The sequence below is a fragment of the Actinomyces sp. oral taxon 175 str. F0384 genome (genome assembly GCF_000223355.1).
Lineage (GTDB): Bacteria > Actinomycetota > Actinomycetes > Actinomycetales > Actinomycetaceae > Actinomyces > Actinomyces oris.
Genome location: NZ_AFUR01000006.1, coordinates 576106 through 594090 on the forward strand (window position 1 = coordinate 576106; position 17985 = coordinate 594090).

Sequence of the window (17985 nt, forward strand, 5' to 3'; positions counted from 1 at the left end):
GGGGTCTACGGGGCTCTCCGGCTCGGTTAGGGTTGGCCCATGCGTATCGTCCTCATCGTCCTGGTGTTCGCTCTGACGCTGTACGCCCTGTTGGACTGCGCACGCACGCCGGATGAGAGCATGCCGGCGCGGATGCCGAAGTACCTGTGGATCACCCTGGTCGTGCTGTTCCCGACCATCGGCCCGATCGCCTGGATCATCTTCTCGCGGGTCAAGGCCGCTGAGGAGCGCGGCGGCTACGTCGAGCCCACCGTGTGGTCCTCCAAGGAGGGCACGACCTTCCGTCGCCCGCAGCGCCCCCGGCCCATGGCGCCCGACGACGACCCGGAGTTCCTCAGGGACCTGGAGCAGGACATCCGCCGTCGCAAGCACCACCCGCAAGAGCCCACCGGCGCTCCCGACGCCAGCAATGACGGAGCTGACGAGGATCCTGAGGCCGGCGAGACGGGCGGGACCGACCGCTCCGGGACCGACTCACACTGACCAGCACTCACCGGGTGCGCGCCGGCCCGGCCTCGGTGCCCTGTTCTCAGGGCAGGGCGGGGCGGGCCTGGGGCCAGGGGGTGGTGTCGACGTCGTAGCCGTGGGCGGCGGCGTGGATGAGCCAGTCACCGGGGATCCAGGTGCGCCCGACGAGCTGGGGGTGCTCGGGCATGTAGCGCACCGACCACAGGATGAGGACGAGCTCGGCCCACTGGGCCCGGATCTTCAGGCGCACCGATCCGGAGGCGTTGGCGGCGGCGATGACGATCTCACCGGTGGCGGTGAGCTGGACCTCCTGGATGTCGACGTAGGAGATGGGCATGACGCCCTCCCCCGTGCCCAGGTAGATGCCGTGGGTGGACACGGTCAGGCGGGCGCCGGCCAGGTGGCGCCACTTCTCGACGGCGTCGGCCTCGGCGGCGCGTCGTCGCCGGTGGTTGAGGTAGGCCTGTCCGCCGAAGAAGGCGGCCGTCAGGGCCAGGCCGACGGGGCCGCCCGCCAGGAAGAAGCCCCGGGAGGGGTTGTAGGTGGCGTCCCCGCGCCGCCACATGAGCAGCTCGGCGTCGCAGGTGGCCAGCATGACCTCCCCGGATCCCAGGGCAGGGCGCACGGGGTCGATGGTCGGTGAGACCGGGTTGGGGCGGCGGCCCTGGCGGGTGGCGGTCAGGACGGCGGCGGTGTGCCACCACACGAAGTCCTGTCCGGTCCAGGGGCGGCGCGGGGCGGGGCGGGCGCGGCCGGGGCGGCTGACCTCACCGGTCGGGCCGGTGCGCACGACCTCGCCGCCGAGCGGGCGCAAGGGCGGCTGCTGGGTCACCGGGCCGCCTCAGCGTGCCCGGCGGGGCTGACAGGGCTGGTGGGGCTGACACTGCCCGCGGTCTGGGCGGAGGAGGTTCCGGGCACCATGTCGCGGGCCTGGCGCAGCAGGTCACCGGCCGGCTCCCAGTAGGCCAGCCCCACCAGGGTGCGGTCCTCGAAGGTCAGGGAGGTCAGGGAGGCCAGGGCGCACTGGCGGCGGCGCGGGTCGTGGGCCAGGGGGCGGCCCTCCAGGAAGAGGCGCAGCGACCAGACGGGAAGCTGGTGGGAGACGAGGAGCGCCTCGTGGCCCTCGGCGAGGTCGAGCGCGGAGACGACGGCGCCGCGCATGCGCTCGACGATCTCCCGGTAGGGCTCGCCCCAGGAGGGGCGCAGCGGGTTGACGTAGCTGGACCAGTAGGTGGGGTGGGCCAGGATCCAGCGGTTGCGGTTGACGGCCACGCCCTCGAAGGAGTTGCCGGCCTCGATGAGTCGGGGATCCGTCGTCGGCGCCAGGCCGAAGGCCGCGGCGGTGGGGGCGCCGGTCTCCCGGGCCCGCTCCAGGGGTGAGGTGATGACCCGGGTGATGTCGTGCCCGGAGGCGGACAGGACGTCGGCGACCTGCTGGGCCATCTGGTGCCCCAGGGTGGACAGGTGGTACCCGGGCAGACGGCCGTAGAGGATGCCGCCTGGGTTGTGCACCTCGCCGTGCCGCATGAGGTGGATCGTCGTGCGCGCCATGCGGTGATTCTCGCACGCCCACCGGCGACGGTCAGCCACCGGGGACCGTAGGGTGTTCCCATGACGACTCGCAGTGCATGGGGTCTCGGCCTGGCGACCGTGACCGACGACGGCAACACCCTCGACGTGTGGTACCCCCGACCGGTTCTCGGCGACGAGCCCGAGGACGGGCACGCCGACCTCCTGGCCTCCCTGAGCGCCATGGAGCGGCGCGATGAGGCCCGCGGCGTCCACACCACCGTGGTGCGCACCTGGGCCGACCTCGACGACGCCCCCCAGACCGTGGCCGGCGCCTACCTGCGCCTGCACACGCTGTCCCACCGCCTGGTCCGGCCCAACACCGTCAACCTGGACGGGATCTTCTCCCGCCTGCCCAACGTGGTGTGGACCTCCGCCGGCCCCTGCCGCGCCGAGGACTTCGAGACCACCCGCATGCGCCTGCGCGCCGCCGTGGGGCGCCCCGTCCAGGTGCACTCGGTGGACAAGTTCCCCCGCATGACCGACTACGTGCTGCCCTCGGGGGTGCGCATCGGCAACGGCGCGAACGTGCGCCTGGGCGCCTACCTGTCCGAGGGCACCACGGTCATGCACTCCGGCTTCGTCAACTACAACGCCGGGACATTGGGGCGCTCCATGGTCGAGGGCCGCATCTCCCAGGGGGTTGTCATCGGTGACGGCTCCGACGTCGGCGGCGGCGCCTCCACGATGGGCATGCTCTCGGGCGGCGGGCGCCAGCGCGTGGCCCTGGGCGAGCACTGCCTGCTGGGGGCGAACTCGGGGCTCGGGATCCCGCTGGGTGACGACTGCGTCGTCGAAGCCGGTCTGTACCTGACGGCCGGCACGAAGGTCTCCCTCATGCCGCAGGGCGGCGTGGTGCCCGGCAACCTCGGCCTGTTCAAGGAGCCACGCGTGGTTCCGGCCCGAGAGCTGGCCGGCGCCTCCAACGTCCTGTTCCGCCGCAACTCCCAGTCCGGTGCCGTCGAGGCCCTGGCCCGCGGGGGCAAGAGCATCGAGCTGGGCTCGACGCAGCACGCCGGCCAGTAGGGCTCTCCTCCTACTCCCCCGCCGCCGCGCTTCTCGTACCGGCCGTCTTCCGCCTCAACCGCGGAAGGCGGCCGGTCGCGTCGGACGCCCCTAAGGACACGGTGCATTCCCCACACCAGGATCACAGTGTTCGTTATCATAGTGATGGGTTGTTCTACGCAATGGAGGGGAGGGCAGATGGCTGCGACATCCACGGCCGCCCATGTCCCCGAGGCTGCTCAGCCTGTTGGCGACGCGCTTCCTCCCCGGCGCAGGCGCCGCACCCCCGTGTGGGCCTCACAGCGCGTCCTCAAGGCGACGATGGCGATCACCGGCACGATCATGGCCCTGTTCGTCGTGGTCCACATGGTCGGCAACCTCAAGGTTCTCGCGGGCCCGCACGCCTTCAACGGCTACGCCGCCTGGCTGCGGCAGGTCGCCTACCCGCTCCTGCCGCACGAGGGGCTCCTGTGGGCGATGCGTCTGGCCCTGGGGGCCTGCGTCGCGGCGCACGTCGCGGCGGGAATCGCGCTGTGGCGCCGGGCGAGGAGCGCGCGCGGGGCCTTCCGGCGCCGGGCCCTGCCCGCCCGCACCATCGGCGCCCGCTCCATGCTGGCGACCGGCGTCCTCATCGGGGTCTTCGTCCTCATCCACGTCCTCGACCTGACCATCGGCCGCCTCATCGCCCCTGAGGGCTTTCAGGCGCCGACGACGTCGAACGGCGAGCTGCAGGTCAGCGCCTACCACAACCTCGTGGCGAGCCTGTCGCGCCCCGGCATGGCGCTCTTCTACAGCCTGGTCATGCTGGCACTCTCCCTCCATCTGGCGCAGGGCCTGTGGAACGTGGTCATCGACCTGGGCGGCACAGGCCCCAGGCTGCGCAAGGCCTGCCGCGCCCTCGCCCTGGGCGTGGCCCTGGCCGTCGCCGTCGTCAACGGCCTGCTGCCGGTGCTCATCTGCACGGGGGTGATCGGATGAGCGCGAGTGTGCCGGGTGCCGTCGGCGGCCTGTACGACGTCGGCGAGGACCTGGATGCGCGCCTGCCGGACTGTCCGCCCGAGCAGGCCTGGGCGCGCCGGCGCGACGAGTACCGCCTGGTCAATCCCGCCAACCGCCGCAAGCTGACCGTCATCGTGGTGGGCACCGGACTGGCCGGCGCCGGGGCGGCCGCGACCCTGGGGCGCCTGGGGTACCGGGTGGAGTGCTTCAGCCTGCACGACGCCCCGCGGCGCGCCCACTCGGTGGCCGCGCAGGGCGGGATCAACGCCGCCCGGGCCCGCAAGGTCGACGGCGACTCCCTGGCGCGCTTCGTCAAGGACACCGTCAAGGGCGGGGACTACCGGGGACGGGAGGCCGACGTCGTGCGCCTGGGGCTGGAGTCCGGCCGGATCATCGACCACATGGAGGCGATCGGGGCGCCCTTCGCCCGCGAGTACGGCGGCCAGCTCGCCACCCGCTCCTTCGGCGGGGTGCAGGTCTCACGCACCTACTACACGCGCGGACAGACCGGCCAGCAGCTGGAGATCGCCTGCGCCCAGGCCCTCCAGGAGCAGGTCGCCGCCGGGAGCGTCCGCATGCACACCCGCACCGAGATGCTCGATCTCATCGTGGCCGACTCCCGTGCTCAGGGCATCGTCACCCGGGACCTGCTCTCCGGCGAGGTACAGGCCCACACCGCGCACGCCGTCGTGCTGGCCACCGGCGGCTACGGCAGCGTCTACCACTACTCGACCCTGGCCATGGCCTCTAACGCCACTGCCACCTGGCGCGCCCACCGGCGCGGGGCGGCCTTCGCCTCGGCCTGCATGGTGCAGTTCCATCCCACGGCGCTGCCGGTGAGCTCCCACTGGCAGTCCAAGACGACGCTCATGAGCGAGTCCCTGCGCAACGACGGGCGCATCTGGGTGCCCGTGCGACCCGGGGACGAGCGGACCCCGAACGAGATCCCCGAGGACGAGCGCGACTACTACCTGGAGCGCAAGTACCCGGCCTTCGGCAACCTCACCCCGCGCGACGTCGCCTCGCGCAACGCCCGCGAGCAGATCGAGTCCGGCCGCGGCGTCGGGCCGCTGCGCAACTCGGTCTACCTCGACTTCCGCGACGCGCTGGAGCGGCTGGGCAAGGAGACCATCGCCTCGCGCTACGGGAACCTGTTCGAGATGTACCTCGATGCCACCGGGGAGGACCCCTACGAGGTGCCCATGCGCATCGCCCCGGGAGCCCACTTCACGATGGGAGGGCTGTGGGTGGACTTCGACCAGATGTCCACCATCCCGGGACTGTTCGTGGGCGGGGAGGCCTCGAACAACTACCACGGCGCCAACCGCCTGGGGGCGAACTCGCTGCTGAGCGCCAGCGTGGACGGCTGGTTCGTGCTGCCACTGGCCGTGCCGAACTACCTGGCCGGGCTGGTGGGCAGTAGGCCCCTGAGCCCCGACGCACCGGAGGCGCTCCAGGCCGTGGCCGATACCCGCAAGCGCATTGAGGCGCTCATGGCGGTGGGCGGAACCCACCGCCCCGTGTGGTTCCACCGCCGTCTGGGTGAGATCCTCTACGCCGGCTGCGGGGTCAGCCGCTCCGAGGCGGGGCTGCTGCACGCCTTGGAGGAGGTGCGCGCCCTGCGCGAGGAGTTCTGGGCCGACGTCACCGTGGTCGGTGGCCAGGCGCGCCTCAACCAGGAGCTGGAGAAGGCACTGCGGGTCGCCGACTTCCTGGAGCTGGCGGAGGTCATGGTCCTCGACGCCCTGGACCGGCGCGAGTCCGCCGGCGCCCACTTCCGCGAGGAGTACGCGACCCAGAGCGGCGAGGCCCAGCGCAATGACGAGACGTGGTGCTCGGTGTCGGCCTGGCAGACCGGGGACGACGGCGGGCACACGCGCCGCACGGAGCCGCTGAGCTTCTCGCTGGTGCCCATGCAGGTGAGGGACTACCGATGAGGATCGAGCTGGAGATCTGGCGGCAGGACGGGCCGCGGGCGCGGGGCTTCTTCGAGAGCCACGTGGTGGAGGACGCCGAGCCCCAGATGAGTCTGCTCGAGCTGCTCGACCGCCTCAATGACCAGATCATCGAGGCCGGCGGCGAGCCGGTGGTCTTCGAGTCGGACTGCCGGGAGGGGGTGTGCGGGGCCTGCGGCTTCCTCGTCAACGGGGCGCCGCACGGGCCGCTGGACACGACCCCGGCCTGCCGTCAGCACCTGCGGGCCTTCCCCGGGGTCACGCGCTTCCGACTGGAGCCGTGGAGGTCGGCGGCCTTCCCGGTCATCCGGGACCTGGTGGTGGACCGCACGGCGCTCGACGAGCTCATCCGGGCGGGCGGAACCGTGGACGTGGCCGCGGGGACCGCGCCGGATGCCGACGACGTCGCCCAGGGGCACCTGCAGGCGGAGCGGGCACTGGACTTCGCCGCCTGCATCGGCTGCGGGGCCTGTGTGGCGGCCTGCCCGAATGGGGCGGCGGCGCTCTTCGCGGGGGCGAAGCTGGCGCACCTGTCGCTCATGCCGCAGGGGCGTATCGAACGGGGGCGCCGGGCTCGGGCGATGACGCGGGAGCTCGATGCGCTCTTCGGGCCGTGCTCTGAGTTCGGCGAGTGCCTGCCGGCGTGCCCGGCGGGTATCCCGATCGAGGCGATCGCGCTGCTCAACCGGGAGGTGCTGCGCGCCGGTCTGCGCGGGGCGACCCGCGACGACTAGGGCCCGTTGCACAAGTAGGGACGCATCCGCGAGTTCGTAACTTAGGTCGTACGTTCACACCCTTGACCCCTCGAACGCGCGAGCTAAGGTACGACCGCGACGTCAGCGACCGACGAGAAGCGGGGCTCAGGCTGCGGGCTTGTGGGCCACGAGGGCGATGCCGACCATGTCCTTCTCGTAGCGCTTGAAGGTGGCTGCCATCTCCTGGACGCGCCGGCGCAACGCCCTGTCGGCGGCGACGTTGCGGGCGATCCGCAGGAAGCCGCCCAGTCCCTCGTCGCGGATGTTGCGGCCGACCTTGAGCAGGGCCATGGGGGCGGTGTCGACCCAGTCGACGACGAGTCCGGCGTCCTCCATGAGCTCCTTCCAGGCGGCCGCCGTCATGGGGCGGGCGTTGACGTGGATGGAGCGGGCCAGGTCGCGGCGCAGCTGGGTGTAGTACTCCTCGTCGATGTCGTCGGGGGTGACGCCGAGCTCGTGGATGGCGTAGCGCCCGCCGGGACGCAGGACGCGGGCGGCCTCGGCGACGATGGCGGCCTTCCCCTTGTCCCCTTGCATGGTGAGCATGGCCTCACCGACGACGACGTCGGCGCTGGCCTCGTCCAGGCCGGTGTCGGCGGCCTCGCCCTGGCGGACGGCGCCCAGGTCCCCGACGACGGCGGCCACACGCCGGGCGGCGTCGGGGTCGCGGTCGATGGCCGTGTAAGAGGCGGGGTGATCCTTGATGATCTCGGCGGCGGTGCGCCCCAGACCCGGGGCGAGCTCGACGACGTCGGCTCCCGCCAGGCCGGCGTGGCTGAGCATGGCGGCGGAGAGGGCGGCGCCGCCAGGACGCAGGACGCGCTTGCCGGCGCGGGCCAGGACCCAGTGGCCGGGCGCGGAGGCGACGGGACGGTCGGCATGGGGCAGAGGCAGGTCGGTCGAGGCGGCAGAGGCAGCAGGCTTCTTGCTCATAAGGCCAGCCTAACCACAGTGGTTGCGGTTCGGACAGAGTTCGCCGTCGATAACTCTGCAACGCGAGCAGGACAGGCAAATCGGCGGCGGACGCTCGTGCGTGCTGCCGACCCCACCATCGATGGAGGGCTCGTTATCGCAGTAGATCATGAGTGGACGTACGGACCGAGTTGGGCGCCACCCTACGAGACCAGAGGGCTGAAAGCGCTCCGAGACGACCCAATGGGGGCGGAGACCATTCTCGAAATCTCCGCCGTCTTCACCGATTCATGGGAGCTGCCCACGTGGTTTCAGTGGAAGTACGGGGACGTCTCGCTACGTCGGCGGCTCTATGACGCGAGGAGGACTCCCGCGGAGCTCACGAGCCTCTTCGCCGACTACGCCAAGAGCCACGACTGGACGAAGAATCCCAGACCGTCCACACCCGAGTCATGGATCGGCCACCACGGCGGGGCGGAGCCGACTGACGGCATGCCCCTCACTGTCGCCCCAATATCGGGCAGCGCGAGACTGACCCGCTCAACGGCTCGATTGTTGTCGGACTTGGGTACGCCTGAGACAACGCCATCCCCTCCCCGTCAAGCGAGAGCCTCTCATCGTAGCGGCACACATGGCGACAAACCTCCACGGCAAGACCCCCTCAGTAACACTGACTAACCTCAGTGCGCCAACCCACACAACTACCCTAATGGATTCATAAAATCGCCATATGACTACGGCAGTCTCAGATCCCCACACCCCTGCATCAGAATCCACAGTTCCCTCCTCACGCCTGTCTCGCCGCAAGCTATTGATTCGCATTGGCTGCGGGACTCTTGCTGGCGGCCTGACCTCCGGAGGCGGACTCACCTGGGCCTTCGGCCCCGGAGGACCCCTCTCACATGAGGCGAGACAACTGGGTGCACTCAGAAACGACCCAATGGGACACGAGACCATTCTCGGAGTGAAAGCTGTCCACACAGAAGAGTCAGAGCTTCCAGGTTGGACGACCTGGAAGTACCCAGGAGTTCATCTCGAACGGTGGTTCCAAGATCCATCAAAACCTGCCGAGCAACTCAGGGACGAGTTCATAGACTACGCAAAGTCTCACGGATGGGAAGAAGAAACCCGCATCACCACCCCTACGGCGTGGATTGCCCAACACGCACACCGAAAACCTGACGACTACATGCAACTATTTGTTGGACTTTCAGAAGATACGACACCCAAGGATAGTGAAGTTCGTATCACAATTAACTACACCCTACCTGTCGACCCGGAGTCGAGTGCCTGCTTTTTCCCGCCACACTTCACAGTTGAGACAAAAAAATTATTCACAACAGGGAGCCAACACACTTCCCCCTCGGAGAGCTTTGAATTCGCGCAACCACATCCCACGCACCCTAGTTTCCCGCACTCCAGAACATCACCCACCATGACAATTAGCTCCACAGGCAATCATAACACCCATCCCAAAAAAATCGGCGGCTCCCACTGTAAGTGAAGTAACTGCACCCCTATTGAATCCCACCTAGTAAGTACTGACAAACATCAATACGCGAATCTACACGACTCTCACACCAAGCTTTATAGAATCGTGACATGACTACGGCAGCCCCACACCCCAGTACCAACCCCGCAGAGCACACCGAACCACCCCCACGCCCATCTCGACGAAAATTGCTGACAACAATCGGATGCAGCACACTTGCAGGAGGCCTTACTATCGGGGGTGGCCTTACCTGGGCATATGGCCCAGGAGGCCCCCTGTCATATGAGGCGAGACGACTGAGGGCCCTCAAGAATGACCCGATGGGAAAAAAGAAAATCCTCGGCCACGAGGCTATTCATATCAACGACTCCCCACTTCCAAAATGGTTTGAATATAAGTATCCAGGACTTCGCCTGAGACGGTGGTTCAGAGATGAAAGCATTGACCCAAAAGAACTCATGAATCAGTTTATTGCTTACGCTGAACATCACGGATGGGAGAATGATCCGGGGCCAACTATCCCAGCCTCATGGGTTGGAAGACATGGAGGTACGCGACCCATTGATGACATGTTTCTCGCAGTATATCTTTCCTCCAACGACCCCACCCCCCCACCCAATGCAGGCAATAATAGCATCGTCGTACTTTTACGCTACGTCTAGTTACTTAAGTAGTCTCCAAAATATTGGAACCACTAAGTTGGCGAGGATTTAGATCACCATCCCAGGGGGCGCCCCCATCAAGGACACACAGAAGCATAGTGTCGAAGATCGAAAGGAAACCGAAGTGAATCGCCCTTCACAACATGACAAGCCAAACGTTGCACACTACATGAAACAGTTAACTTTCATCATTCTAGTCACATTACTACTATTCAACCAGGAACTTCCCTTACCTACCACTCTTCCAACCGCCTCTGCCGCGATCACAACCAACGTTCCACTCAGAGTAGCCCTACTCGGAGACTCTTATTCTGCCGGGAATGGAGCAGGACACTACTACGGCGATGACAAGAAGGCCTATAGAAGTTCTCGCAATTGGGCGCACAACTACGTGAACTGGCTTAACGACCAGGGAGCTCACGCAATATTAGATAATATTGCACATAGTGGCCACGTTTCGGACGACGTCCTAAGTGACCAAATGACAGAATTGGACTCTAACACAAATTTAGTGATGTTTACTATCGGCGGCAATGATGTCAATTTTTCCGATATTGTTTCGCAGTGTTTCATGATTGGAATGAGAGACCCTGCCACTTGCCGTCAGAAAATCGATGGCGCTAACTCTAAGCTACCACAAGTGAAGAAGCAAACTCTTGACATTCTTCAGGCAATCGATAATCGCTTAGACGACAACGCCCAGGTGGTCATCGTAGGCTACCCTCGACTATCATCCAAGGATAATTTTACCCTCAGGGACAGCCACGCATTATGGACAGATTCATACAATGCCGGCGCGGCAGTCAGAAAACTCGGTGACGACGCAAAGGTCATTCAATCAGACCTTGTTTCTGAATGGAATAGCTCACACCCAAGCCTGAAGGTAACCTACGTAGATGGCGTCATCAACTCATTCGATGGACATGAACCAGACCCATCATTCCCTGTCGTCAATCCTCACCGCTGGATTAATGAGTTCTTTGAGACAGAGGGGCAGGAAGACCAAAATGGAAACACGCACGCTAGGACAAGCGGGGACCCGAATGAATTCTACCACCCCAATCTCATCGGACACGAAGAGATAGCAAAACTCATAGAGACCAAAATCGGGGTCCCATCCATCAAGAGCCCCAAAAGCAATGGAGAGGATATCGATATCGCGTTCGTTGTAGACTCTACGGGCTCAATGGACAGTAATGTCGAGGCAGTTCGATCGAAGATTCATTCGATAGCGGAAGAAACAAGCAAGAAGGCGCTGTCTTATCGATTCGCACTCGTAGACTACAAAGACCACCCTCAGTACAACCCAAAGAACTACCTAGCCCGGACCGACGTCGATTTCACGTCCGACATATCTACATTGGATGCAGGGCTGAGTTCTCTAACCTACGAGGGAGGAAACCTCGGCAACACCAACGCGAGCGTCTACAGCGGCGTCATGCAGGCCGTTAATATGAAATGGCGCAACGGGGTTAAAAAAATCGTCGTCGTCATCGGCGACGCGCCTCCACGCGATCCCGAGCCTGGCACTGGTTACACCGCCGCCTCTGTCGCTAAGGCCGCCTACGAAGTAGACCCGGTCAGCGTCTACGGTATTGACACCGGACAGCTCAACTCCGCCGACTTCCAGACCCTGGTGAGTTCCAGTACCGGTACGACCGCCAACGCCTCCTCGCCCGATCAGGTCAGCGACCTCGTCAACAAGGCCATCAGCAGCGAGCTCAACAAGCCCTTCGCCTGGATCCAGGGCCCCTATGTCGCCAAGGTCGGAGATCCTGTCGATATCGATGCCGCAGCCTCCCACGCGGTCTCAGGCTCTCTGACCTCCTACGAGTGGGACTTCAACGGTGACGGCGTCTACGACGAAACCGGAACCTCCCCACGCATCACCCATACCTTCACCGAGGAGTTCAGCGGAGTCATCGGGCTGCGCGTCACTCAATCCGACGGACAGACCGCCGTCGCCACCACCCAGGTCGATATCACCGACGACGGCGACAACACACCACGCGATCAGGACAACTGCCCCGACGTCAGTAACTGGGGTCAAACCGACTACGACAACGACGGAGTCGGAGACGAGTGCGACCCCGATCCCGGCTTCCCCACCCAGGACAAGCCTGGTGTCTGCGTCGTCGGCGAGAACTGCCCACCCGACAGCGGGACTCCCAGCACCCAGCCAACTCCTGCGCCCAGTGGAGGCTCGACACCCACTCCTGCCGTCGCACCAGCACCCACCCAGGCGCCCACGGCCGCTCCGACAACTACTGCTTCAAAGCGCCCCCTCCCCAACACAGGGATCAACGCGAGCAGGTTGACGGCCCTGGCGATCCTCGGGCTGCTCGCCGGTGCAGCAGTTCTCCACTACCGCCGCAAGGTCACCTCATAACCGGTGATACCCGGGCATGACCCGGCTCGCCGATCACAGCGTTGGGGCCGTTCCTCTCCGGAGCGGCCCCAACGCTTGTCACGCTACGGTATTCACATGGACCAGCTCATCACTCCCGCCATCCGATGCAACGGCACCGTTGACGAAGCGGCCCAGTTCTACGCCGACGTCTTCCGCGAGGGCTCCGTCGTCGAGGAGGTGCCCGGCTACGCGGCCACGGTCTGCATCCACGGGTTCCGTCTCTCGCTCATCAACGGCGGCGACCAGGACGCCCCGAACCCATCGATCGGCTGCATCCTGAACTTCGACCCGCTCCTGTTCGGCGGCGAGGAGCAGGCCCGGACCTACCTCGATGAGCTCTACGAGCGCCTCTCCGCCGGCGGAGTTCTCATGGAACTGGGCGAGTACCCCTTCTCGCCGCGCTACGCGTGGGTCCGCGACCGCTTCGGCATGACCTGGCAGCTCATGCTCACCGACCCGGCCGGCGAGCCGCGTCCCTTCATCCTGCCCGCCTTCATGTTCGGCGGGACCAATCACGCCAACGCCGAGGAGGCCACCGAGGCCTGGATCGCCCTGTTCGACGACGCCCGCCGCGGAGCCCTGCGCCGCCACGAGGAGGGCGGGCCGATGGAGGCGGGGACCATCATGTTCACCGACTTCACGCTGCGCGGCACCTGGATGGCGGCCATGGACTCGGGGGCCTTCCATGACTTCACCTTCACGCCCGGGGTCTCCATGATCGTCTCCTGCCGGGATCAGGAGGAGATCGACCGCTACTGGGCGGGGCTGTCGGCCGTGCCCGAGGCCGAGCGCTGCGGCTGGTGCGTCGACCGCTGGGGCGTGTCGTGGCAGGTCGTCCCCCACAACATCGCCGAGCTCATGGCCGACGCCGCCACGCGCGAGAAGCTCCTGCACACGGGCAAGATCAACCTGGCCGGCCTGTAGGCGAGGAGACGCGCTGGACGGCCCAACGCCCTGATCGACGACGTACTTCTGCGTCGGGGACGTACTTCTCCCCCAAACCACCGCGGGCGGACCTCAGTGGTTTGGGGGAGAACGCAGTCCTCGTCGGGAAAGTACGTCCCCGACCCGCACCGCCCGGCCCCAGACAACCGGCCACAGACAATCAGCCCTGGGCAACCGGCGTGGCCCGTGAGCCTCAGGCCCTCGTGATTCAGACCCTGGTGACGCGGTCGAGGCTGGGCACGCCGGCGCGGGTGGCCGGGTACTGGCCGTCGTCGTGCTTGCGGCGGTGCATGGCCACGTAGTGGCGCTCGGTGGAGCCGTCGTAAACCTGTCGGGGCCGTCCAATGCGCTTGGCGGGATCGGCGATCATCTCGCGGTACTGGGCGATCCAGCCCGGCAGGCGCCCCAGGGCGAACAGGGGTGTGAACATTTTCGTGGGAAAGCCCATCGCCTGGTAGATGAGGCCGGTGTAGAAGTCGACGTTCGGGTAGAGGCTACGCGAGACGAAGTACTCGTCGCGCAGCGCCGTCTCCTCCAGCTCCATGGCGATCTCGAGCTTGCGGTCGCCGTCGTCGGAGCCCAGGCGGGTCAGGACGTCGTGGGCGGTCTCCTTGACGATGGCGGCCCGCGGGTCGTAGTTCTTGTAGACCCGGTGGCCGAAGCCCATGAGCCGCACTCCGTCCTCCTTGTCCTTGACCTTGCGGACGAACTCGGCCGTACTCATCCCCGAGCTCTGGATGGTGTCCAGCATCCGCAGGACCGCCTCGTTCGCGCCGCCGTGCAGCGGTCCGGACAGCGCGCCCACGCCCGCGGCCACGGAGGCGTACATGTTGGCGTCGGCCGATCCCACGAGGCGCACCGTGGAGGTCGAGCAGTTCTGCTCGTGGTCGGCGTGCAGGATGAGCAGCATGTCCAGGGCCCGCACCACGGCCGGGTCGATCTCGTAGGACTGGTAGGGCATGCCGAAGGTCAGGCGGATGAAGTCCTCGACGTAGGAGCGCTGCGGGTCGGGGTAGAGCAGCGGCAGTCCGATGGCGCGCCGGGCGATGTAGCTAATCATCGTGGGCATCTTGGCCAGCAGCAGCACGGTGGCGAGCTCGCGCTCGTAGGGGTCGTGCGGGTCGAGGGTGTCCTCGTAGTAGGTGGCCAGGCCCGCGATCCCCGCCTGGAGGATCGCCATCGGGTGACCCGAGGAGGGGAAGGAGGTGAAGAAGCCACGGAAGTCCTCATGCAGGAGCCGGTGGCGCGAGATGCGCCGCTCCATGCGTGCGAAGGACTCGCGGTCGGGCAGCTCGCCGTTGATGAGGAGGTAGGCGACCTCCAGGAAGGTCGAGGACTTGGCCAGCTCCTCGATCGGGTAGCCGCGGTAGCGCAGGATCCCGGCCGCGCCGTCGATGTAAGTGATCTGCGAGGTGCACGACGCCGTGTTGGTGAAGCCCGGGTCGAGCGTCACCACGCCGGTGGAGCCCAGCAGCTTGGACACGCCCAGGCCGTCGGCGCCGTCGGTCGCCGGGGTGCGCGGCAGCTCGAGGTTGGTGCCGTCAACGGCCAGCAGGCCAGGACCGCCGACGGCGCTGGGCCGGCTCTGCTCGGGCTGCTCGGCCGCGGGGGTGGTGGGAGTGCTCGTCATCATGCCTCCTGGGGCTCGGGGCCGCACGCATCGCGACGGCGAGACCTGGGCCCACGGGGTTCCGGCGGGCCCAGCGACCACTGTACGGGGTGCGCCGTCACGGCGTCGTTTCATCGGCTGATCTCGAGCCACCGGATCAGCCGACCTCCTCAGCCCGCCGAGGGCAGCAGTCGAACACCCACCCGGGCTTGATAAACTTATCAAGCGAGTCGCTCGTTGATAAACTTATCATCATGAGGACTCCTCTTGACTCGCCGTTCAGCCCAGGATCAGACACGGTGCCCCTGGTATGGGCGGGGCGCATTGAGCACCTCAGCGACTGGCGCGACGCTCTTCGCCCGCGCCGCGCCGCCGGCATCCACGAGCGCGGCCGCACAATCCTGGGGGAAGCCGGCTCCGGAAAATCCGCGTTGGTGCGTCGGATCGCGAGTGAGGCCTTGGATGCGGGCGACTGGGTCACGCCACAGCTGCGTATCCCGTCAGGGAGCGACCCCATCAAGCGAGTCGCCTCGGCTCTACTGACCCTCGCCGACACGGCGGGTCTGCCAGCAGCAAGGGAGCAGCGCATCGGCGACCTGCTGCGCCGCGTTGAGTCCGTGGCCGCTTCCGGCATCTCCCTGTCCGTGCGAGCCCAGGACGGTCCCGAGCCGTATTCCGCCCTGACCGATCTGCTCATTGAGATCGGCCGTGCGGCCACCAAGCGCCATGCCGTGGTGATGATCCACATCGACGAAGTCCAGAACATCACTGATGAGCACGCGCGCTCCCAGCTGCTCATCGCCCTGGGTGACGCGCTCACTCACGAGGAGCCCACACCCCTTCCCGGCGGCCTGAGCGTTGGCTCGGCGCTTCCTATCGCCGTCTACCTGACCGGGCTGCCCGAGTTCGCGGACATGGCCGGAGCCCGATCCGGTGCCACCTTCGCGCGTCGTTTCCAGACCACCACGCTGGAGACCATCGACGACGACGACCTTCTGACCGCACTCCACCCCTTCATCAGCCAGGGATGGCCCATCACCACGGCCGACGGCGGCATAGATCAGATTTTCATGGAACCCGACGCCCAACGCGCTATCGTCGAGCTCTCCTGCGGAGAGCCATTCCTTTTCCAGCTCGCCGGGCAGTGCGCCTGGCACGCCAGCACTGACAGCATCATCACCGCCGAGCACGTCCGTACCGGATGGAGCAGGCAGGCGGTCCACGAGGCGGAGTCGCATGTGCAGCGCATCCTCGACCGGCTCCCACCACGCGAGAGGGAGTTCGTCGAGGCAATGGCCGAGCTCGCACCCAAGGAGCGTTCTCTGACGAACATCGCCAACCGGCTCGGCCACAAGAGGGCCACGGACGCGGGCCCCACCGCGCAGCGGCTCGACCTGACCCGCAGGATTATCCGGCGCGGTAGGCCCTACCGATTCCAGCACCGCGCCGTCGGGGCCTATCTCACTTCCGAGTGGCCCGAGGTCGACTGACCGGGACCGGCCGGCCTCAGCCGGCGAAGAGGGCGGCGGCCTCGGGAGAGCGCAGGCGCGCGGCGGCGGCGGCCACTCGCTCGTCAGTGTCGGTCAGGCTCATGCGCACCCGCCCGGCCCCGGCCTCGCCGTAGAAGTCGCCGGGGGCCACGACGATTCCGAGCTCGGCGAAGGCCCCCACGAGCTCGTAGGCGCTCATCGTCGCGGGCCCCCGGAGCCACAGGTACAGGCCGGCCACGGAGGCCGGGTCGTTGACGAGCCCGGCGGCGGCGGTCGCCTCGACGAGCACCTCGCGGCGCTCCCGGTAGACCTCCTTCTGCACCTCCATGTGCGCCTCGTCGCCGAGGGCGGCCACGAGGGCCGCCTGCACCGGAGTCGGCATGAGCATGCCGGTGTGCTTGCGCACCTCGGTGACGGCACCCACGAGCCGCGCGTCACCGGCGAGGAAGGCCGCCCGGTAGCCGGCCAGGTTGGACTGCTTGGACAGGGAGTACAGGGCGAGCAGGCCGCTTCGGCCCTCGGCTCCCCCGACCCGGGGGTCCAGGAGGCTCGGAATCGGCTGGGTGTCCCACGGAGCCTCCCAGCCGAGCTCGGCGTAGCACTCGTCGGAGATGACGACGGCGCCCCGCGCCCGGGCCCAGGCGACGATCCGGGCCATCTGCTCGACGCTCAGGACGTGCCCGTCGGGGTTGCCGGGGCTGTTGAGCCAGACGACGGCCACGGGCGCGTCCTCGGCGATACCCCAGGTGGCGGGGTCGGCGTCGGTGTCCACGGGCACGGGGGTGGCCCCCACAAGGCGGGCGCCGACGTCGTAGGTGGGGTAGGCGGCACGCGGGTGCAGGACGAGGTCGCCGGGGTGCACCCCCAGGTGCAGCGGCAGGAGGGCAACGGACTCCTTGGAGCCGATGGTGGGGATGACCTCGTCATCGCCCAGGCCGGCTACGCCCCGACGTCGCTCCATCCACTCGGTGATGGCGGCACGCACCACGGGGGCGCCGACCGCCGTCGGGTAGCCGGGGGCGTTGGCGGCCGAGAACAGGGCGTTGCGGGCGATCTCGGGGGTGGGGTCGACGGGCGTGCCCACCGCGAGGTCAACGACGCCGTCCGGGTGCTGGGCGGCCCGCTCCCGGTAGGGGGTCAGCGAGTCCCAGGGGAAGTCGGGCAGGGCGAGTCGGCGGGGCAGGTGGAGGCTGGGGAGGGTCTCAGGTGTCGCGCTGGTGGTCACGGGCCCTGATTCTTCCTCACGGGCCGGGGGCGTCTCCACCCCCGGCCCGTCAGCTCAGTAGCCGTTGGCCTCTTTCCACTCCTCGTTCTGCGGGGGCAGGGCGGCGATCATGGGGTCGTCGTAGTCCAGCGCGCCGGTCCTCTGGGCGCCGCCGGGCGAGCCGAGTCCCTTGAGCTCGAAGAAGTCGATGTTGGCGCGGGTGTAGTCCTCCCACTCCTCGGGAACATCGTCCTCGTAGAAGATCGCCTCGGTGGGGCAGACGGGCTCGCAGGCGCCGCAGTCGACGCACTCGTCGGCGTTGATGTAGAGGCTGCGTTCACCTTCGTAGATGCAGTCGACGGGACACTCGTCGACGCAGGCACGGTCCTTGACGTCGACGCAGGGCTGGGCAATGACGTACGTCATAGCAGCAGTGTCCTTTCTTCTCAGGGGAATCCTCCCGCGCGGGTGAGCGGGGTCGGGCCAAGTATGGTCCCCCAGTGCCCGTCG

General features: G+C 67.0%; 15 protein-coding genes. 9 read left to right on the plus strand and 6 right to left on the minus strand.

Annotated elements, in window-relative coordinates; all coding sequences use genetic code 11:
- Positions 1-39: 39 nt before the first annotated feature.
- Entirely contained in the window at positions 40-483 is a 444-nt protein-coding gene (locus HMPREF9058_RS10990) for a PLD nuclease N-terminal domain-containing protein (protein ID WP_009407058.1), read from the plus strand.
- Between the two features lie 46 nt (positions 484-529).
- On the opposite strand, the gene HMPREF9058_RS10995 is transcribed toward HMPREF9058_RS10990, so the two are convergent.
- Positions 530-1300, minus strand: coding sequence for a hypothetical protein (locus HMPREF9058_RS10995; protein WP_009407263.1), 771 nt, complete (start codon positions 1298-1300; stop codon positions 530-532).
- Positions 1297-2019, minus strand: a complete 723-nt coding sequence (locus HMPREF9058_RS11000) for a histidine phosphatase family protein (RefSeq protein ID WP_009407188.1) — start codon at positions 2017-2019, stop codon at positions 1297-1299. Before HMPREF9058_RS11000 ends, HMPREF9058_RS10995 begins: the two co-directional genes overlap by 4 nt.
- A gap of 60 nt (positions 2020-2079) precedes the next feature.
- On the opposite strand from HMPREF9058_RS11000, the gene dapD reads away from it, so the two are divergent.
- From dapD to HMPREF9058_RS11020, 4 genes are all read left to right on the plus strand, one after another.
- Complete coding sequence (gene dapD / locus HMPREF9058_RS11005) at positions 2080-3063, plus strand: 2,3,4,5-tetrahydropyridine-2,6-dicarboxylate N-succinyltransferase (protein ID WP_009407161.1); 984 nt, start codon at positions 2080-2082, stop codon at positions 3061-3063.
- A 177-nt stretch (positions 3064-3240) separates the two neighbouring features.
- On the plus strand, positions 3241-4020 hold the full coding sequence (locus HMPREF9058_RS11010) for a succinate dehydrogenase cytochrome b subunit (RefSeq protein WP_009406980.1): 780 nt from the start codon (positions 3241-3243) through the stop codon (positions 4018-4020).
- Entirely contained in the window at positions 4017-5978 is a 1962-nt protein-coding gene (locus HMPREF9058_RS11015; protein WP_043538199.1) for a fumarate reductase/succinate dehydrogenase flavoprotein subunit, read from the plus strand. The genes HMPREF9058_RS11010 and HMPREF9058_RS11015 overlap by 4 nt, the downstream gene beginning before the upstream one ends.
- The gene (locus HMPREF9058_RS11020; RefSeq protein WP_009747936.1) at positions 5975-6730 is read left to right on the plus strand and encodes a succinate dehydrogenase/fumarate reductase iron-sulfur subunit; all 756 of its coding nucleotides are present in this window, start codon (positions 5975-5977) and stop codon (positions 6728-6730) included. The genes HMPREF9058_RS11015 and HMPREF9058_RS11020 overlap by 4 nt, the downstream gene beginning before the upstream one ends.
- A 126-nt stretch (positions 6731-6856) precedes the next feature.
- On the opposite strand, the gene HMPREF9058_RS11025 is transcribed toward HMPREF9058_RS11020, so the two are convergent.
- The gene (locus HMPREF9058_RS11025; RefSeq protein WP_009747739.1) at positions 6857-7684 is read right to left on the minus strand and encodes a class I SAM-dependent methyltransferase; all 828 of its coding nucleotides are present in this window, start codon (positions 7682-7684) and stop codon (positions 6857-6859) included.
- Positions 7685-8603: 919 nt separating this feature from the next.
- On the opposite strand from HMPREF9058_RS11025, the gene HMPREF9058_RS13505 reads away from it, so the two are divergent.
- The 3 genes from HMPREF9058_RS13505 (at position 8604) to HMPREF9058_RS11035 (ending at position 13151) form a co-directional block, all read left to right on the plus strand.
- A complete protein-coding gene (locus HMPREF9058_RS13505; protein ID WP_139019026.1) occupies positions 8604-9167 on the plus strand; it encodes a hypothetical protein in 564 nt (187 codons plus the stop codon).
- Positions 9168-10331: 1164 nt separating this feature from the next.
- Positions 10332-12206, plus strand: coding sequence for a VWA domain-containing protein (locus HMPREF9058_RS11030; RefSeq protein WP_254654135.1), 1875 nt, complete (start codon positions 10332-10334; stop codon positions 12204-12206).
- Between the two features lie 96 nt (positions 12207-12302).
- Positions 12303-13151, plus strand: a complete 849-nt coding sequence (locus HMPREF9058_RS11035) for a VOC family protein (RefSeq protein ID WP_009407021.1) — start codon at positions 12303-12305, stop codon at positions 13149-13151.
- Between the two features lie 229 nt (positions 13152-13380).
- On the opposite strand, the gene HMPREF9058_RS11040 is transcribed toward HMPREF9058_RS11035, so the two are convergent.
- Positions 13381-14802 (minus strand): citrate synthase, encoded by a 1422-nt coding sequence (locus HMPREF9058_RS11040; RefSeq protein ID WP_009407442.1) that lies wholly within the window; start codon positions 14800-14802, stop codon positions 13381-13383.
- Between the two features lie 233 nt (positions 14803-15035).
- Here HMPREF9058_RS11040 and HMPREF9058_RS11045 point away from each other — a divergent pair, with 233 nt between their 5' ends.
- Entirely contained in the window at positions 15036-16271 is a 1236-nt protein-coding gene (locus HMPREF9058_RS11045) for an ATP-binding protein (protein ID WP_043538201.1), read from the plus strand.
- A gap of 16 nt (positions 16272-16287) precedes the next feature.
- Here HMPREF9058_RS11045 and dapC read toward each other — a convergent pair whose 3' ends face one another.
- Together dapC and fdxA are read right to left on the minus strand one after the other, a co-directional pair.
- Positions 16288-17496 carry a succinyldiaminopimelate transaminase gene (dapC, locus tag HMPREF9058_RS11050; protein ID WP_009407375.1) on the minus strand — a complete coding sequence of 403 codons (1209 nt, stop codon included), beginning with the start codon at positions 17494-17496 and terminating at the stop codon, positions 16288-16290.
- A 54-nt stretch (positions 17497-17550) separates the two neighbouring features.
- Complete coding sequence (gene fdxA / locus HMPREF9058_RS11055; RefSeq protein ID WP_009394099.1) at positions 17551-17901, minus strand: ferredoxin; 351 nt, start codon at positions 17899-17901, stop codon at positions 17551-17553.
- Positions 17902-17985: the final 84 nt, after the last annotated feature.